This window comes from Streptomyces sp. NPDC054866, from assembly GCF_053610745.1.
This window is the reverse complement of record NZ_JBSGZA010000002.1, coordinates 380613-396574: the sequence shown is the minus strand read 5'-3', so window position 1 is coordinate 396574 and position 15962 is coordinate 380613. Positions and strand designations below refer to the sequence as shown.

At 69.1% G+C, this 15962-nt stretch carries 13 protein-coding genes; 12 read left to right on the top strand and 1 reads right to left on the bottom strand.

All coding sequences use genetic code 11. The annotated features are described in order from the left end of the window. Positions 1-2: 2 nt before the first annotated feature. From ACWGI2_RS10495 to ACWGI2_RS10440, 12 genes are all read left to right on the top strand, one after another. Positions 3-1415, top strand: coding sequence for a UDP-N-acetylmuramoyl-tripeptide--D-alanyl-D-alanine ligase (locus ACWGI2_RS10495; protein ID WP_453694908.1), 1413 nt, complete (start codon positions 3-5; stop codon positions 1413-1415). After that, positions 1412-2482 (top strand): phospho-N-acetylmuramoyl-pentapeptide-transferase, encoded by a 1071-nt coding sequence (mraY, locus tag ACWGI2_RS10490; protein ID WP_160504534.1) that lies wholly within the window; start codon positions 1412-1414, stop codon positions 2480-2482. The genes ACWGI2_RS10495 and mraY overlap by 4 nt, the downstream gene beginning before the upstream one ends. Next, on the top strand, positions 2464-3888 hold the full coding sequence (gene murD / locus ACWGI2_RS10485) for a UDP-N-acetylmuramoyl-L-alanine--D-glutamate ligase (RefSeq protein ID WP_453694907.1): 1425 nt from the start codon (positions 2464-2466) through the stop codon (positions 3886-3888). The genes mraY and murD overlap by 19 nt, the downstream gene beginning before the upstream one ends. A gap of 81 nt (positions 3889-3969) precedes the next feature. Continuing rightward, complete coding sequence (gene ftsW, locus ACWGI2_RS10480; RefSeq protein WP_453694906.1) at positions 3970-5292, top strand: putative lipid II flippase FtsW; 1323 nt, start codon at positions 3970-3972, stop codon at positions 5290-5292. A gap of 6 nt (positions 5293-5298) precedes the next feature. Further along, positions 5299-6393 (top strand): undecaprenyldiphospho-muramoylpentapeptide beta-N-acetylglucosaminyltransferase, encoded by a 1095-nt coding sequence (murG, locus tag ACWGI2_RS10475; protein ID WP_160504531.1) that lies wholly within the window; start codon positions 5299-5301, stop codon positions 6391-6393. A 33-nt stretch (positions 6394-6426) separates the two neighbouring features. Further along, positions 6427-7215, top strand: a complete 789-nt coding sequence (locus tag ACWGI2_RS10470; RefSeq protein WP_453694905.1) for a cell division protein FtsQ/DivIB — start codon at positions 6427-6429, stop codon at positions 7213-7215. Between the two features lie 275 nt (positions 7216-7490). Continuing rightward, positions 7491-8717 carry a cell division protein FtsZ gene (gene ftsZ / locus ACWGI2_RS10465; RefSeq protein WP_453694904.1) on the top strand — a complete coding sequence of 409 codons (1227 nt, stop codon included), beginning with the start codon at positions 7491-7493 and terminating at the stop codon, positions 8715-8717. Next, positions 8714-9445: a peptidoglycan editing factor PgeF gene (gene pgeF, locus ACWGI2_RS10460; protein WP_453694903.1), complete on the top strand. Its 732-nt coding sequence runs from the start codon at positions 8714-8716 to the stop codon at positions 9443-9445. The genes ftsZ and pgeF overlap by 4 nt, the downstream gene beginning before the upstream one ends. 6 nt (positions 9446-9451) lie before the next feature. Beyond that, positions 9452-10171 (top strand): YggS family pyridoxal phosphate-dependent enzyme, encoded by a 720-nt coding sequence (locus ACWGI2_RS10455; protein WP_453395050.1) that lies wholly within the window; start codon positions 9452-9454, stop codon positions 10169-10171. Between the two features lie 124 nt (positions 10172-10295). Next, positions 10296-10940: a cell division protein SepF gene (locus ACWGI2_RS10450; protein ID WP_453395049.1), complete on the top strand. Its 645-nt coding sequence runs from the start codon at positions 10296-10298 to the stop codon at positions 10938-10940. Positions 10941-11010: 70 nt separating this feature from the next. After that, a complete protein-coding gene (locus ACWGI2_RS10445) occupies positions 11011-11301 on the top strand; it encodes a YggT family protein (RefSeq protein WP_160504525.1) in 291 nt (96 codons plus the stop codon). A gap of 46 nt (positions 11302-11347) precedes the next feature. Next, positions 11348-12445, top strand: coding sequence for a DivIVA domain-containing protein (locus ACWGI2_RS10440; RefSeq protein WP_453395048.1), 1098 nt, complete (start codon positions 11348-11350; stop codon positions 12443-12445). Between the two features lie 205 nt (positions 12446-12650). On the opposite strand, the gene ileS is transcribed toward ACWGI2_RS10440, so the two are convergent. Further along, the gene (ileS, locus tag ACWGI2_RS10435; protein ID WP_453694902.1) at positions 12651-15800 is read right to left on the bottom strand and encodes an isoleucine--tRNA ligase; all 3150 of its coding nucleotides are present in this window, start codon (positions 15798-15800) and stop codon (positions 12651-12653) included. Between the last annotated feature and the right edge of the window lie 162 nt (positions 15801-15962).

The window sequence follows — 15962 nt, the reverse complement described above, 5'->3', positions numbered from 1 at the left end:
CTGTGATCGCCCTCTCCCTCGCCGAGATCGCCACTGTCGTCGGCGGGCAGACGTACGACATACCGGATCCGTCCGTCCAGGTCACCGGACCGGTCGTCAGGGACTCCCGTGAAGTGGAGCCCGGCAGCCTCTTCGTCGCCTTCGCCGGCGAGCGCGTCGACGGCCACGACTACGCGTCCGCCGTGGTCGAAGCGGGCGCCGCCGCCGTCCTCGCCTCGCGCCCCGTCGGCGTACCTGCCATCGTCGTCGACGACGTACAGGCGGCGCTCGGCGCCCTCGCGCGGCACGTCGTGGAGCGGCTCGGCGCGACGCTCGTCGCGCTCACCGGCTCCGTCGGCAAGACGAGCTCCAAGGACCTGCTCGCCCAGGTCCTGCGGAGCAAGGCGCCCACGGTCTTCACACCGGGCTCGCTCAACAACGAGATCGGCCTGCCGCTCACAGCCCTCAGCGCCACCGACGAGACGCGCTTCCTCGTCCTGGAGATGGGCGCCCGCGGCATCGGCCACATCCGCTACCTCACCGGCCTCACCCCGCCGAAGATCGGCCTCGTACTCAACGTCGGCACCGCCCACATCGGCGAGTTCGGCGGACGCGAGCAGATCGCAGTGGCGAAGGGTGAACTCGTCGAGAGCCTCCCCACCGACGGCACCGCCGTCCTCAACGCCGACGACCCCCTCGTCCGCGCCATGGCTTCGCGCACGAAGGCGCGCGTCCTGCTCTTCGGAGAGGCCGCCGACGCCGACGTACGTGCCGAGAATGTCCGGCTCACGGAGATCGGACAGCCTGCCTTTACGCTGCACACACCCTCCGGGTGCAGCGACGTGACCTTGCGGCTGTACGGTGAGCACCACGTGTCGAACGCGCTTGCCGCGGCCGCCGTCGCCCATGAGCTGGGCATGTCCGCAGACGAGATCGCCCGCGCGCTCTCCGAGGCGGGCACGCTGTCCCGCTGGCGGATGGAGGTCACCGAGCGCCCGGACGGCGTGACGGTCGTCAACGACGCCTACAACGCGAACCCCGAGTCCATGCGAGCCGCCCTGCGCGCGCTCGCGGCCATGGCCAAGGGACGTCGTACGTGGGCGGTGCTCGGTCACATGGCCGAGCTCGGTGACGAAGGGCTCGCCGAACACGACGCGGTCGGACGGCTCGCTGTCCGGCTGAACGTGAGCAAGCTCGTGGCAGTCGGGGGCAGGGAAGCGTCCTGGCTCCAACTGGGCGCATACAACGAGGGTTCGTGGGGTGAGGAGTCGGTGCACGTGTCCGACGCACAGGCGGCGATCGACCTGCTGCGCAGCGAGCTGCGCCCGGGAGACGTCGTGCTGGTGAAGGCTTCCAGATCGGTCGGTCTCGAGCGGGTCGCCACGGCGCTGCTCGATGACTCCGCGTCTCCCGAGGGGCAGGTCGCCGGCCGATGAGGCAGATCCTCTTCGCGGGTGTGATCGGGCTCTTCCTGACCCTGGTCGGAACCCCGCTCCTTATCAAGTTCCTTGCCCGCAAGGGCTATGGGCAGTTCATCCGGGACGACGGCCCGCGCGAGCACCACAGCAAGCGCGGTACGCCGACCATGGGTGGCATCGCCTTCATCCTCGCCACGCTCATCGCGTACTTCCTCACGAAGATCATCACGGGCACGGAGACCACGCTCTCCGGGCTCCTCGTGCTCTTCCTGATGGCGGGCATGGGCCTCGTCGGCTTCCTCGACGACTACATCAAGATCGTGAAGCAGCGCTCGCTCGGTCTGCGCGCCAAGGCGAAGATGGCCGGACAGCTGATCGTCGGCATCGGCTTCGCCGTGCTCGCGCTGAACTGGCCGGACAACCGCAACCAGACCCCGGCCTCCACCAAGCTGTCGTTCGTCACGGACTTCGGCTGGTCGATCGGCCCGGTGCTCTTCGTGGTCTGGGCGCTGTTCATGATCCTCGCGATGTCGAACGGCGTGAACCTCACCGACGGCCTCGACGGCCTCGCCACCGGCGCCTCCGTGATGGTCTTCGGCGCGTACACCTTCATCGGTGTCTGGCAGTACCAGGAGTCCTGCGCCAACGCCGTCACGCTGACCAACCCGCAGGCGTGTTTCGAGGTCAGAGACCCACTCGACCTCGCGGTCGTGGCCTCCGCGCTGATGGGCGCCTGCTTCGGCTTCCTGTGGTGGAACACCTCGCCCGCCAAGATCTTCATGGGTGACACCGGTTCGCTCGCCCTCGGCGGCGCGCTCGCCGGACTCGCGATCTGCTCGCGCACCGAGATGCTCCTCGCCCTGCTCGGCGGCCTCTTCGTCCTGATCACGATGTCCGTCGTCATTCAGGTCGGCTCGTTCCGCATGACCGGCAAGCGCGTCTTCCGCATGGCGCCACTTCAGCACCACTTCGAACTCAAGGGGTGGTCCGAAGTCCTTGTGGTGGTCCGCTTCTGGATCATCCAGGGCATGTGCGTGATCGTCGGACTCGGCCTCTTCTACGCAGGATGGGCAGCCAAGAAGTGACCAGCTGGCAGGGGAAGAACGTCACCGTCGCCGGGCTCGGCGTCTCCGGGATCCCGGCGGCCCGCGTGCTGAACGGCCTGGGCGCGGTCGTCACGGTCGTCAACGACGGCGACGACGAACGCTCCCGTACGCAGGCCGAGGAGCTGAGGTCCGAGGGCATCAGCGTCCGCCTCGGTGACGGGGCCACCCTGCCCGAAGGCACCGAACTCGTCGTCACCACGCCCGGCTGGCAGCCGGACAAGCCGCTCTTCGCGGCCGCCGCGGCTGCCGGTGTCGAGGTGTGGGGCGACGTGGAGCTGGCCTGGCGCCTGCGCGGCCCCGACGCGGCGCCGTGGCTCGCGGTCACCGGCACGAACGGCAAGACCACTACCGTGCGCATGCTGGCGTCGATCCTGGAGGCCGCGGGTCTGCGCACCGCAGCCGTCGGCAACATCGGGGTCTCGCTCCTCGACGTCGTCACCTGCGACGAGCCGTACGACGTGCTGGCCGTCGAGCTCTCCAGCTACCAGCTGCACTGGGCGCCCTCGCTGCGCGCCCACTCCGCGACCGTCCTGAACCTCGCGCCCGACCACCTGGACTGGCACGGCTCCATGGAGGCGTACGCCGCCGACAAGGGCCGGATCTACGAGGGCAATCAGATCGCCTGCGTCTACAACGTCGCCGACAAGGCGACGGAAGACCTCGTCCGCGAGGCCGACGTCGAAGAGGGCTGCCGGGCCGTCGGTTTCACGCTGAATGCGCCCGCGCCCTCGCAACTGGGCGTCGTGGACGGCATTCTGGTCGACCGTGCCTTCGTGCCGGACCGTCAGAAGCAGGCGCAGGAGCTCGCCGAGATCTCCGACGTGCAGCCGCCCGCGCCGCACAACATCGCCAACGCCCTGGCCGCGGCGGCTCTCGCGCGCGCCTACGGCGTCCCGGCGACGGCCGTACGCGACGGTCTGCGCGCGTTCCGTCCCGACGCCCACCGCATCGAACACGTCGCCGACGTGGCCGAAGTGGCGTACGTCGACGACTCCAAGGCCACCAACACCCATGCCGCGGAAGCCTCGTTGGCGGCGTACGAATCCATCGTCTGGATCGCGGGCGGGCTCGCCAAGGGCGCCACCTTCGACGAGCTGGTCACCAAGTCGGCCAAGCGGCTGCGGGGTGTTGTCCTGATCGGCGCCGACCGCGCGCTGATCCGCGAAGCCCTGGCGCGACACGCGCCCGAGGTCCCGGTCGTCGACCTCGACCGGACCGACACTGGGGCGATGTCCGAGGCGGTACGGCAGGCGGCACGGCTCGCCGAGCCGGGGGACACCGTACTGATGGCTCCGGCCTGTGCGTCGATGGACATGTTCACCAATTACAACAAGCGTGGTGACGCGTTCGCGGACGCGGTCCGCGAACTCGGCGCGAGCGCCTGACGCGGACCCCGGTGGTCCGGGGGCGCCCGGCACCCTTAGGAGGGCACGTGGCAGCGTCGTGGTGGCCGTACGGGGGCCTTGATGGCCGGCAGTAGCGGGCGCGCGCCCACGCGCCTCGCCAAGCGGCCCGCGCCGATCCGTTCCGCGGGAGCGCCCCGCCCGCCGCGGGAGAACCCGGTGCGGCGGTCCTACACCCGCGCCAAGCGCGCCTGGGACCGGCCGCTGACCGCGTACTACCTCATCTTCGGCAGCAGCCTGCTGATCACCGTGCTCGGCCTGGTGATGGTCTACTCGGCGTCGATGATCCAGGCGCTGCAGCTCGACCTGCCCGCCGCCTACTTCTTCCGTAAGCAGTTCGTCGCGGCCGTACTGGGCTCGGTCCTGCTGCTCGTGGCCATGCGGATGCCCATCAAGCTGCACCGGGCGCTCGCCTATCCCATCCTCGCGGTGACCGTCTTCCTGATGGTCCTCGTGCAGATCCCCGGGATAGGGCGCAGCGTCAACGGCAACCAGAACTGGATCTATCTGGGCGGCCCCTTCCAGCTCCAGCCCAGTGAGTTCGCCAAGCTCGCCCTCGTCCTGTGGGGCGCGGACCTGCTCGCACGTAAACAGGACAAGCGCCTCCTGACCCAGTGGAAACACATGCTGGTGCCGCTCGTCCCCGTCGCCTTCATGCTGCTCGGCCTGATCATGCTGGGCGGCGACATGGGCACGGCGATCATCCTCACGGCGATCCTTTTCGGCCTGCTCTGGCTCGCGGGGGCGCCCACGCGGCTCTTCGCGGGGGTGCTCTCGGTCGCGGCCCTGCTCGGCGTGATCCTCATCAAGACCAGCCCCAACCGCATGGCGAGGCTCGCCTGCATCGGCGCGACGGATCCGGGCCCCGGCGACCAGTGCTGGCAGGCCGTGCACGGGATCTATGCCCTGGCCTCCGGCGGATTCTTCGGTTCCGGCCTCGGCGCGAGTGTGGAAAAATGGGGTCAACTGCCGGAACCGCACACCGACTTCATCTTCGCCATCACAGGGGAGGAACTCGGCCTGGCGGGGACGCTGTCGGTGCTCGCCCTGTTCGCGGCTCTAGGCTATGCGGGTATCCGCGTGGCCGGACGCACGGAGGACCCCTTCGTACGGTATGCCGCGGGAGGCGTGACCACCTGGATCACGGCGCAGGCCGTGATCAACGTAGGTGCGGTGCTCGGTCTGCTGCCGATCGCCGGTGTCCCGCTCCCGCTGTTCTCCTACGGGGGCTCAGCCCTGCTGCCGACCATGTTCGCCATCGGACTCCTCATCGCCTTCGCGCGGGAGGATCCGGCGGCAAAGGCGGCCCTGGCCATGCGGCAACCTCGGGTGAGATGGAACACGATGAGACGGCGCGTCAAGGCGCGTTCGTCCGGAGAGCGGTGAATTTCGGTGCATGTCGTACTCGCCGGTGGGGGGACCGCCGGCCACATCGAGCCCGCGCTCGCCCTCGCGGACGCCCTGCGGAGGCAGGACCCGACCGTGGGCATCACGGCCCTGGGCACGGAGCGTGGACTCGAGACCCGACTCGTACCCGAGCGGGGCTACGAACTCGCGCTGATCCCGGCCGTTCCGCTGCCGCGCAAGCCCACTCCTGAGCTGATCACCGTCCCGGGACGGCTGCGCGGCACGATCAAGGCGGCCGAGCAGATCCTGGAGCGCACGAAGGCGGACTGCGTGGTCGGCTTCGGCGGCTATGTCGCGCTGCCGGGCTACCTCGCGGCCAAGCGGACGGGCACGCCGATCGTCGTGCACGAGGCCAACGCGCGCCCCGGCCTCGCCAACAAGATCGGTTCGCGGTACGCCCACGGAGTGGCCGTCGCGACGCCGGACAGCAAGCTGCGCAACTCGCGCTACATCGGCATCCCGCTGCGCCACACCATCGCCACGCTCGACCGGGCCCGGGTCCGCCCGGAGGCGCGCGCCGCCTTCGGCCTCGACCCGAACCTGCCGACGCTGCTCGTCTCCGGTGGTTCGCAGGGCGCCCGGCGGCTCAACGAGGTCGTCCAGCAGGTCGCTCCGGTGCTCCAGCGCGCCGGGATCCAGATCCTGCACGCGGTCGGCCCGAAGAACGAAATGCCGTACGTCGAGAACATGCCCGGTATGCCGCCCTACATCCCGGTACCGTACGTGGACCGGATGGACCTCGCGTACGCCGCGGCGGACATGATGCTCTGCCGTGCGGGCGCGATGACCGTCGCCGAACTCTCCGCCGTCGGGCTTCCGGCCGCGTACGTACCGCTGCCCATCGGCAACGGCGAACAGCGGCTGAACGCCCAGCCGGTGGTCAAGGCGGGCGGTGGACTCCTCGTGGACGACGCCGAACTGACGCCCGAGTGGGTGCAGGGCAACGTGCTCCCGGTGCTCGCCGACCCGCACCGGCTGTACGAGATGTCCCGCGCCGCATCGGAGTTCGGCCGCAGGGATGCCGACGACCTCCTCGTCGGCATGGTGTACGAGGCGATCGCGTCACGCCGCAACGGGTGAGACGGCACTAGAAGCACAAGAAGGCAGGGGACCGTGGCCGGACCGACCACCGCCGAACGGCAGAAGCTCGACTCCGGCCCGCCCCGTCCCCCGCGCTCCCGCCCGCGCATGCCGCGGCCGCGTACCCTGGTCCTCTCGCTGATCGCGCTCGTGCTGCTCGGCGCGGGCGGAGTCTGGCTGCTCTACGGCTCGCAGTACCTGCGCGTGGAGCGTGTGACCACGTCCGGGACGCGGATTCTGACGCCCGATGAGGTGCGCGAAGCCGCCGCGGCCCCGGTCGGGGCGCCCCTGATCTCGGTCGACACCGACGCGATCGAGGACCGGCTGCGGAAGAGACTTCCGCGTATCGACTCGGTCGATGTCGTCCGTTCCTGGCCGCACGGAATCGGTCTGAAAGTGACCGAACGCAAGCCGGTTCTCCTTATCGAAAAGGGCGGAAAGTTCGTCGAAGTGGACGCCAAGGGCGTGCGATTCGCCACGGTCGGACATGCGCCGAAGGGTGTTCCGCTCCTGGAATTGAGGCCGGATCAGGAGAACGCGGCGGCGAGTCTGCGCCGTTTCGACTCCCACCGGCTGCGGCGCGAGGCGGTACAGGTCGCGAGTGCGCTGCCCGCGTCGGTGGCCCGCGATACACGAGTCGTCAAGGCCCGTTCGTACGACTCGATCTCGCTGGAGTTGAGCCGGGGACGCACCGTAGCGTGGGGCAGCAGCGAGAAGGGCCGGACGAAGGCAAGCACACTCAACGCCCTGATGAAAGCCGCCCCCAAGGCACGGCACTTCGATGTGAGTGTCCCCACCGCCCCTGCGTCATCGGCGAGTTGACGCATATCGTCGCAGGCCAGCACCCTGGTTCGGCAGCGCTACGGCTGATCACATAGGGTGAAAAGAAAAACGGGAGGTTCGGCGTGTTCGTTGAACGTGCGCCACTTGTCGACTTAGTGTCCTGTTCGGAAGAGTCCAAGGAACAGACACACTGGTAACCCTAAACTTCAGCGTTAGGGTTCGGGTCGGCGTTCGGACCGTCCCATTCGGCATCAGTCGTCGCGGCGCTTGACCGCGAGGCGGCGACACGTAACTCGAGGCGAGAGGCCTTCGACGTGGCAGCACCGCAGAACTACCTCGCAGTCATCAAAGTCATCGGTGTCGGCGGCGGTGGTGTCAATGCCATCAACCGGATGATCGAGGTCGGTCTCAAGGGCGTCGAGTTCATCGCCATCAACACCGACGCGCAAGCCCTGTTGATGAGCGACGCCGACGTCAAGCTCGACGTCGGCCGTGAACTCACCCGCGGCCTCGGCGCCGGAGCCAACCCGGCAGTCGGCCGCAAGGCGGCGGAGGACCACCGCGAGGAGATCGAGGAGGTCCTCAAGGGGGCCGACATGGTCTTCGTCACCGCCGGCGAAGGCGGTGGCACCGGCACCGGCGGCGCACCTGTCGTCGCCAACATCGCCCGCTCCCTGGGCGCCCTGACCATCGGCGTCGTGACCCGGCCGTTCACCTTCGAGGGCCGTCGTCGCGCCAATCAGGCCGAGGACGGGATCGCGGAGCTGCGCGAAGAGGTCGACACCCTCATCGTCATCCCCAACGACCGGCTCCTGTCCATCTCGGACCGCCAGGTCAGCGTTCTGGACGCCTTCAAGTCGGCGGACCAGGTCCTGCTCTCCGGTGTCCAGGGCATCACCGACCTCATCACGACCCCGGGTCTGATCAACCTCGACTTCGCCGACGTCAAGTCGGTCATGTCCGAGGCCGGTTCGGCGCTCATGGGCATCGGTTCGGCGCGCGGCGACGACCGCGCGGTGGCCGCCGCCGAGATGGCGATCTCCTCGCCGCTCCTCGAGGCGTCCATCGACGGAGCGCGGGGCGTCCTGCTCTCCATCTCCGGCGGCTCCGACCTCGGCCTCTTCGAGATCAACGAAGCGGCCCAACTGGTCAGCGAGGCGGCCCACCCCGAGGCCAACATCATCTTCGGCGCCGTCATCGACGACGCCCTGGGCGACGAGGTCCGGGTCACGGTCATCGCGGCGGGCTTCGACGGCGGGCAGCCGCCGTCCAAGCGCGACACGGTCCTCGGCTCGGCTTCGCCGACCAAGCAACGTGACGAGCAGCCGTCGGCCACGAGCCGCCCGGCCGAGTCCCGTTCGCCGTACGGCGGACTCGGCAGCGTCACGCCGCACGAGGAGAAGCCGGCTCCGGAGCCCGTCGAGGCCACTCCGGTGAACGAGACCCCGTCCGCGCCCGTGGCCCCGCCGCAGGTTCCGCCGGCCCGTCCGTACTCGGACAGCCAGGCCGAAGAGCTGGACGTGCCGGACTTCCTGAAGTGATAAGCCAGCACAGCACCGTGAGCGGCGCGCACTTCGCCTTCACCGACAGGTGGGGCGGGGTGAGCGCCGTTCCGTACGAAGAGCTCAATCTCGGCGGCGCGGTCGGCGACGACCCTGAGGCCGTGCGGACGAATCGTTCGCTCGCCGCCACGTCGCTCGGCATCGACCCGAAGCGGGTCGTCTGGATGAACCAGGTCCACGGCCCCGACGCCGTCGTGGTCGACGGACCCTGGGGTTCCGATGCCGACATCCCGGCGGTCGACGCCGTGGTGACCGCCCGCCGTGGCCTCGCCCTGGCGGTCCTCACCGCGGACTGCACGCCCGTCCTGCTCGCCGACCCGGTCGCCAAGGTCGCGGCGGCGGCTCACGCGGGGCGGCCCGGCATGCTGGCGGGGGTCGTCCCCGCCGCCGTCGAGGCGATGGTGAAGCTGGGCGCCGACCCGGCCCGTGTCGTCGCCCGCACCGGGCCCGCCGTCTGCGGCCGCTGCTACGAAGTGCCGGAGGCGATGCGCGCCGATGCCGCCGCGATCGAGCCGGCGGCGTACGCCGAGACGAGCTGGGACACTCCGGCGGTCGACGTGACCGCGGGGGTGCACGCGCAGCTGGAGCGCCTCGGGGTGTGCGACCGGGAGCAGTCGCCGGTGTGCACTCTGGAATCCGGTGACCACTTCTCGTACCGCCGCGACCGGACCACCGGTCGTCTCGCGGGCTATGTCTGGCTGGACTGATAGGGCATGACGGACCGTAAGTCTCAACTCGCCGCAAATCTGGCGAAGGTCGAAGAGCGCATCGCCGCGGCGTGCGCGGCGGCCGGGCGCAAGCGGGAGGAGGTGACCCTGATCGTGGTCACCAAGACCTACCCCGCGAGCGATGTGCGGATCCTCTCGGAGCTCGGCGTGCGTCATGTCGCCGAGAACCGTGACCAGGACGCGGCCCCCAAGGCCGCCGACTGCTCGGATCTTCCCCTTGCTTGGCACTTTGTCGGTCAATTGCAGACCAACAAGGTCCGTTCTGTGGTCAGTTATGCCGATGTGGTCCAGTCCGTGGATCGCCCCAAGCTCGTCACTGCCCTGTCGGCAGGCGCCGTGCGCGCGGAGCGGGAGCTCGGCTGTCTGATCCAGGTCGCCCTCGACGCCGAGGAGAACGGACGGGGCGAGCGCGGGGGCGTGGGCCCCGGCGGCATCGAAGAGTTGGCCGGACTCGTGGCGCAGGCTCCGGGGCTGCGGCTCGACGGTCTGATGACCGTGGCGCCGCTGACCGGTCCGTACGCGGGGCGGCAACAGGCGGCGTTCGAGCGGCTGATGGAATTCTCAACCCTCATGCGCGCGACTCATCCGGCTGCGAACATGGTGTCGGCAGGGATGAGTGCGGACCTCGAACAGGCCGTGGCGGCCGGAGCGACACATGTGCGCGTCGGTACGGCGGTACTCGGAGTCCGACCCGGGCTCGGGTAACGTCGCCAAGAAGTCGGACCACAGCAGAAAATATGGTCATTCTCGCTGTTGGGCGGGGAGACCTCGTGGATCGCGGGCAGTTGGTGACGACAGCCGATCCACCACAGAGCGGAGGACTCAGAGCATGGCCGGCGCGATGCGCAAGATGGCGGTCTACCTCGGCCTCGTGGAGGACGACGGGTACGACGGTCCGGGGTTCGACCCCGATGACGAATTCGAACCCGAGCCGGAGCCCGAGCGGGACCGCAGGCGGCACGATCCGCCACACCAGTCGCACCAGTCCCGTCAGGCACACGTGTCAGATCGGGACGAATCGGTACGAGCGGTACAGCCCCCCGCGCAGCGTGAGCCGGTCGCCCATTCCGCTTCGCTAGCCGCGGAATCCGGACGTCCGGCACGAATCGCCCCCGTGGCATCCATCACACCTGAACGCCAGAGCCTGGAGAAGAACGCACCGGTGATCATGCCCAAGGTCGTGTCCGAGCGGGAGCCCTACCGCATCACCACGCTGCACCCGCGGACGTACAACGAGGCCCGTACCATCGGGGAACACTTCCGCGAAGGCACCCCGGTGATCATGAATCTGACCGAGATGGATGACACGGATGCGAAGCGACTTGTCGACTTTGCCGCCGGTCTGGTGTTCGGTCTCCATGGCAGCATTGAGCGAGTGACGCAGAAGGTGTTCCTGTTGTCGCCTGCTAACGTCGATGTAACGGCGGAGGACAAGGCTCGCATCGCAGAGGGCGGGTTCTTCAACCAGAGCTGAGACGTAAGTGAAGCAGTAACGCAGAACCGGCAAACGCAGCACGGGTAACAGGGGAGAGGGAACCGCGAACATGAGCGTGGTCTGGCAGGTGCTTTACATCGCGCTGATGTGCTTCCTCATCGTGCTGATCTTCCGGTTGGTCATGGACTACGTCTTCCAGTTCGCCCGCTCATGGCAACCCGGCAAGGCGATGGTGGTCATTTTGGAGGCCACCTACACTGTCACTGATCCACCGCTCAAGCTTCTGCGGCGGTTCATCCCGCCGCTGCGTCTCGGGGGCGTGGCGCTCGACCTGTCCTTCTTCGTACTGATGATCATCGTCTACATCCTGATCACCGTCGTCAGGTCGGTGTCTGTGTGAACGATACGGTCTTGCCGAATGCCGACGACTACGTTGAGGTGAAGAGATGCCGTTGACCCCCGAGGACGTGCGGAACAAGCAGTTCACGACCGTCCGCCTCCGAGAAGGCTATGACGAGGACGAGGTCGATGCCTTCCTCGATGAGGTCGAAGCCGAACTGACTCGCTTGCTCCGCGAGAACGAGGACCTGCGCGCCAAACTGGCCGCAGCCACCCGCGCCGCTGCGCAGAACCAGCAGCAGGGCGGCATGCGCAAGCCACCGGAACCGCAGGACCAGCGCGGTCCGGGCGCCCCGGTGCCCGCCGCAATATCAGGTCCGCAGCCGGTGCCGCCGCAGCAGCAGCACCCGCAGCACCAGCAGATGGGCGGTCCGCCCCAGCTGCCCGGTGGTGCGCCGCAGCTGCCCGCGGGACCCAGTGGGCACGGCCCGCAGGGTGGTCCGCAGGGTCCTGGCCCGATGGGTCAGGGTGGCCCGATGGGCGGCCCCATGGGTGGTCCCATGGGCGGCCACGGTCCGCAGATGCCCCAGCCCGGTCAGGGCCCCGGTGGCGACAGCGCCGCGCGCGTGCTCTCCCTCGCCCAGCAGACCGCTGACCAGGCGATCGCGGAGGCCCGTTCCGAGGCCAACAAGATCGTCGGCGAGGCCCGTTCGCGCGCCGAGGGCCTCGAGCGTGACGCCCGTGCCAAGGCCGACGCCCTGGAGCGGGACGCGCAGGAGAAGCACCGCGTCGCGATGGGCTCCCTGGAGTCCGCACGCGCCACGCTGGAGCGCAAGGTCGAGGACCTGCGCGGCTTCGAGCGCGAGTACCGCACGCGTCTGAAGTCCTACCTGGAGTCGCAGCTCCGTCAGCTGGAGACCCAGGCCGACGACTCGCTGGCCCCGCCGCGGACCCCGGCGACTGCTTCCCTTCCGCCGTCCCCGGCGCCTTCCATGGCACCGGCCGGCGCGGGCGCCCCGTCGTACGGCGGTCAGCAGTCCATGGGCGGCAACCAGCAGAACGCCGGTCCGTCCTACGGCGGCCAGCAGCAGATGTCGCCGGCGATGACCCAGCCGATGGCGCCGGTGCGGCCGCAGGCCCCGCAGCCCATGCAGCAGGCTCCGTCGCCGATGCGTGGCTTCCTCATCGACGAGGACGACAACTGACGGCCGTTTCCACGCCTTAGGCGTCGGCAGCGTTCAGGGCGAGGCCCCCAGATCTTCTGGGGGCCTCGCCCTTTTGTGTGCCTCGCCGGCTGCCTGTCGGCGCGTGTTTGCAGAAACGTTCATCTGTGCGTGGGCACACAACGCCGAAGGCCCGGTCCCGCCAAGATCTTTGGCGGGACCGGGCCTTCGTGGCTATCCGGTTCGGCTACGCCTTGCGGAGGCGGAACGTCAGGGACAGGGACTCGTCCGTGAACGTCTCGCCGTACGCGTCGTCCGCCTCGCCCTGCTGGAAGTCCGTGGCGAGGACCTCGTCCGCGATGAGGTCGGCGTGGTCGGACAGGGCCGTGATCACGGCCGGGTCCGTGGAGGTCCAGCGCAGGGCGATCCGGTCCGCGACGTCCAGGCCGCTGTTCTTGCGGGCCTCCTGGATCAGGCGGATCGCGTCACGGGCCAGGCCTGCCCGGCGCAGCTCCTCCGTGATCTCCAGGTCGAGGGCGACCGTGGCACCGGAGTCGGACGCCACCGACCAGCCCTCGCGCGGGGTCTCCGTGATGATGACCTCGTCCGGGGCCAGCGTCACCGTCTCGCCGTCGACCTCGACCGATGCCGTGCCCTCGCGCAGGGCCAGGGACAGCGCGGCTGCGTCGGCGTCGGCGACGGCCTTGGCGACCGCCTGGACGCCCTTGCCGAACCGCTTGCCCAGCGCGCGGAAGTTGGCCTTCGCGGTCGTGTCGACCAGTGACCCCCCGACCTCGGAGAGCGACGCGAGCGAGGAGACATTGAGCTCCTCGGTGATCTGGGCGTGCAGCTCCGGGTTGAGCGACTCGAAGCCCGTGGCCGCGATCAGCGCGCGCGACAGGGGCTGACGTGTCTTGACGCCCGACTCCGCGCGCGTGGCGCGGCCCAGCTCCACCAGGCGGCGCACGAGGACCATCTGCTTCGACAGGTCCGGGTCGATCGCCGACAGGTCGGCCTCGGGCCAGGACGTCAGGTGGACCGACTCCGGGGCGTCCGGAGAGACCGGCACCACCAGGTCCTGCCAGACGCGCTCCGTGATGAACGGCGTCAGCGGGGCCATCAGGCGGGTGACCGTCTCCAGGACCTCGTGCAGGGTGCGCAGCGCCGCCTTGTCGCCCTGCCAGAAGCGGCGGCGGGAACGGCGTACGTACCAGTTCGAGAGGTTGTCGACGAACGTGGACAGGAGCTTGCCCGCGCGCTGGGTGTCGTAGCCCTCAAGGGCCTGGGTGACCTGGTCGGTGAGCGCGTGCAGCTCGCTGAGCAGCCAGCGGTCCAGGAGCGGGCGCTCCGCGGGCGCCGGGTCGGCGTCGCTGGGGGCCCACTTCGACGTACGGGCGTACAGGGCCTGGAAGGCGACCGTGTTCCAGTACGTGAGGAGCGTCTTGCGGACGACCTCCTGGATGGTGCCGTGGCCCACGCGGCGTGCCGCCCACGGGGAGCCGCCGGCCGCCATGAACCAGCGCACCGCGTCGGCGCCGTGCTGGTCCATGAGCGGGATCGGCTGGAGGATGTTGCCCAGGTGCTTGGACATCTTGCGGCCGTCCTCGGCGAGGATGTGGCCGAGGCAGACCACGTTCTCGTAGGACGACTTGTCGAAGACGAGCGTGCCCACCGCCATCAGCGTGTAGAACCAGCCGCGCGTCTGGTCGATGGCCTCCGAGATGAACTGCGCCGGGTACCGGCTCTCGAAGAGCTCCTTGTTCTTGTACGGGTATCCCCACTGCGCGAACGGCATCGAACCGGAGTCGTACCAGGCGTCGATGACCTCGGGGACGCGCGTCGCGGTCTCCTGGCAGGTCGGGCAGGGGAAGGTGACCGCGTCGATGTACGGGCGGTGCGGGTCGAGCTCCGACTGGTCGGTGCCCGTCAGGTCGGAGAGCTCGGCGCGCGAGCCCACGCACGTCAAGTGGCCTTCCTCGCAGCGCCAGATGGGCAGCGGGGTGCCCCAGTAGCGGTTGCGGGACAGCGCCCAGTCGACGTTGTTGTTCAGCCAGTCGCCGAAGCGGCCGTGCTTGACCGAGTCGGGGAACCAGTTGGTCTTCTCGTTCTCCTGGAGGAGACGGTCCTTGATGGCCGTGGTGCGGATGTACCAGGAGGGCTGCGCGTAGTAAAGGAGCGCCGTGTGGCAGCGCCAGCAGTGCGGGTAGCTGTGCTCGTACGGGATGTGCTTGAAGAGCAGACCGCGGTCCTGGAGGTCCTCGGTGAGCTTTTCGTCGGCCTTCTTGAAGAAGACACCGCCTACGAGCGGGACGTCCTCTTCGAAGGTGCCGTCGGGGCGCACCGGGTTCACGACAGGGAGGCCGTACGAGCGGCAGACCTTGAGGTCGTCCTCACCGAACGCGGGGGACTGGTGGACCAGACCGGTGCCGTCCTCGGTGGTCACGTAGTCGGCGTTGACCACGAAGTGCGCGGGGGCGGGGAACTCGACCAGCTCGAAGGGGCGTTGGTAGGTCCAGCGCTCCATCTCGGCGCCGGTGAAGGTCTGGCCGGTCGTCTCCCAGCCCTCGCCGAGCGCCTTCTCGACGAGCGGCTCGGCGACCACGAGCTTCTCGGAATTCTCTGAGCCGTTCGTCGCGACGACGTACGTGACGTCCGGGTGAGCGGCGACCGCGGTGTTGGAGACGAGGGTCCACGGAGTGGTCGTCCACACCAGGAGGGACGCCTCGCCCGCCAGCGGGCCGCCGGTGAGCGGGAAGCGGACGAAGACGGACGGGTCGACGACCGTCTCGTAGCCCTGCGCGAGCTCGTGGTCGGACAGGCCCGTGCCGCAGCGCGGGCACCAGGGGGCGACGCGGTGGTCCTGGACCAGGAGGTCCTTGTTGAAGATCTCCTTCAGGGACCACCAGACGGAGTCGACGTACTCCGGGTTCATGGTGCGGTACGCGTCGTCGAGATCGACCCAGTAGCCCATGCGGGTCGTGAGGTCGGCGAAGGCGTCGGTGTGCCGGGTCACGGACTCGCGGCACTTGGCGTTGAACTCGGCGATGCCGTACGCCTCGATGTCCTTCTTGCCGTTGAACCCGAGCTCCTTCTCGACCGCGAGCTCGACCGGCAGGCCGTGGCAGTCCCAGCCGGCCTTGCGGGCGACGTGATAGCCCCGCATGGTGCGGAAGCGCGGGAAGACGTCCTTGAAGACGCGGGCCTCGATGTGGTGGGCGCCCGGCATGCCGTTGGCGGTGGGCGGGCCCTCGTAGAAGACCCACTCGGGGCGGCCCTCGGACTGCTCCAGGCTCTTGGCGAAGATCTTCTGCTCGCGCCAGAAGTCGAGCACGGCGTGCTCAAGGGCGGGCAGGTCGACCTGGGCGGGCACCTGGCGGTACTGCGGCTGCGTGTTCAACGCGCTTCCTCCGGCGGACGATTCCGTTCCGTCGGAGGGACGAGAGCCGCTTGTCGCGCTCCCGCGGTACCACCCTCCTTGGCCCTCCTCACGCGTGTGGCGCTCGGGAAAGCCCCCTCATTGGGGTCGCGATGCCGGGTCTACTGGCCTCTGCCTGGGCTT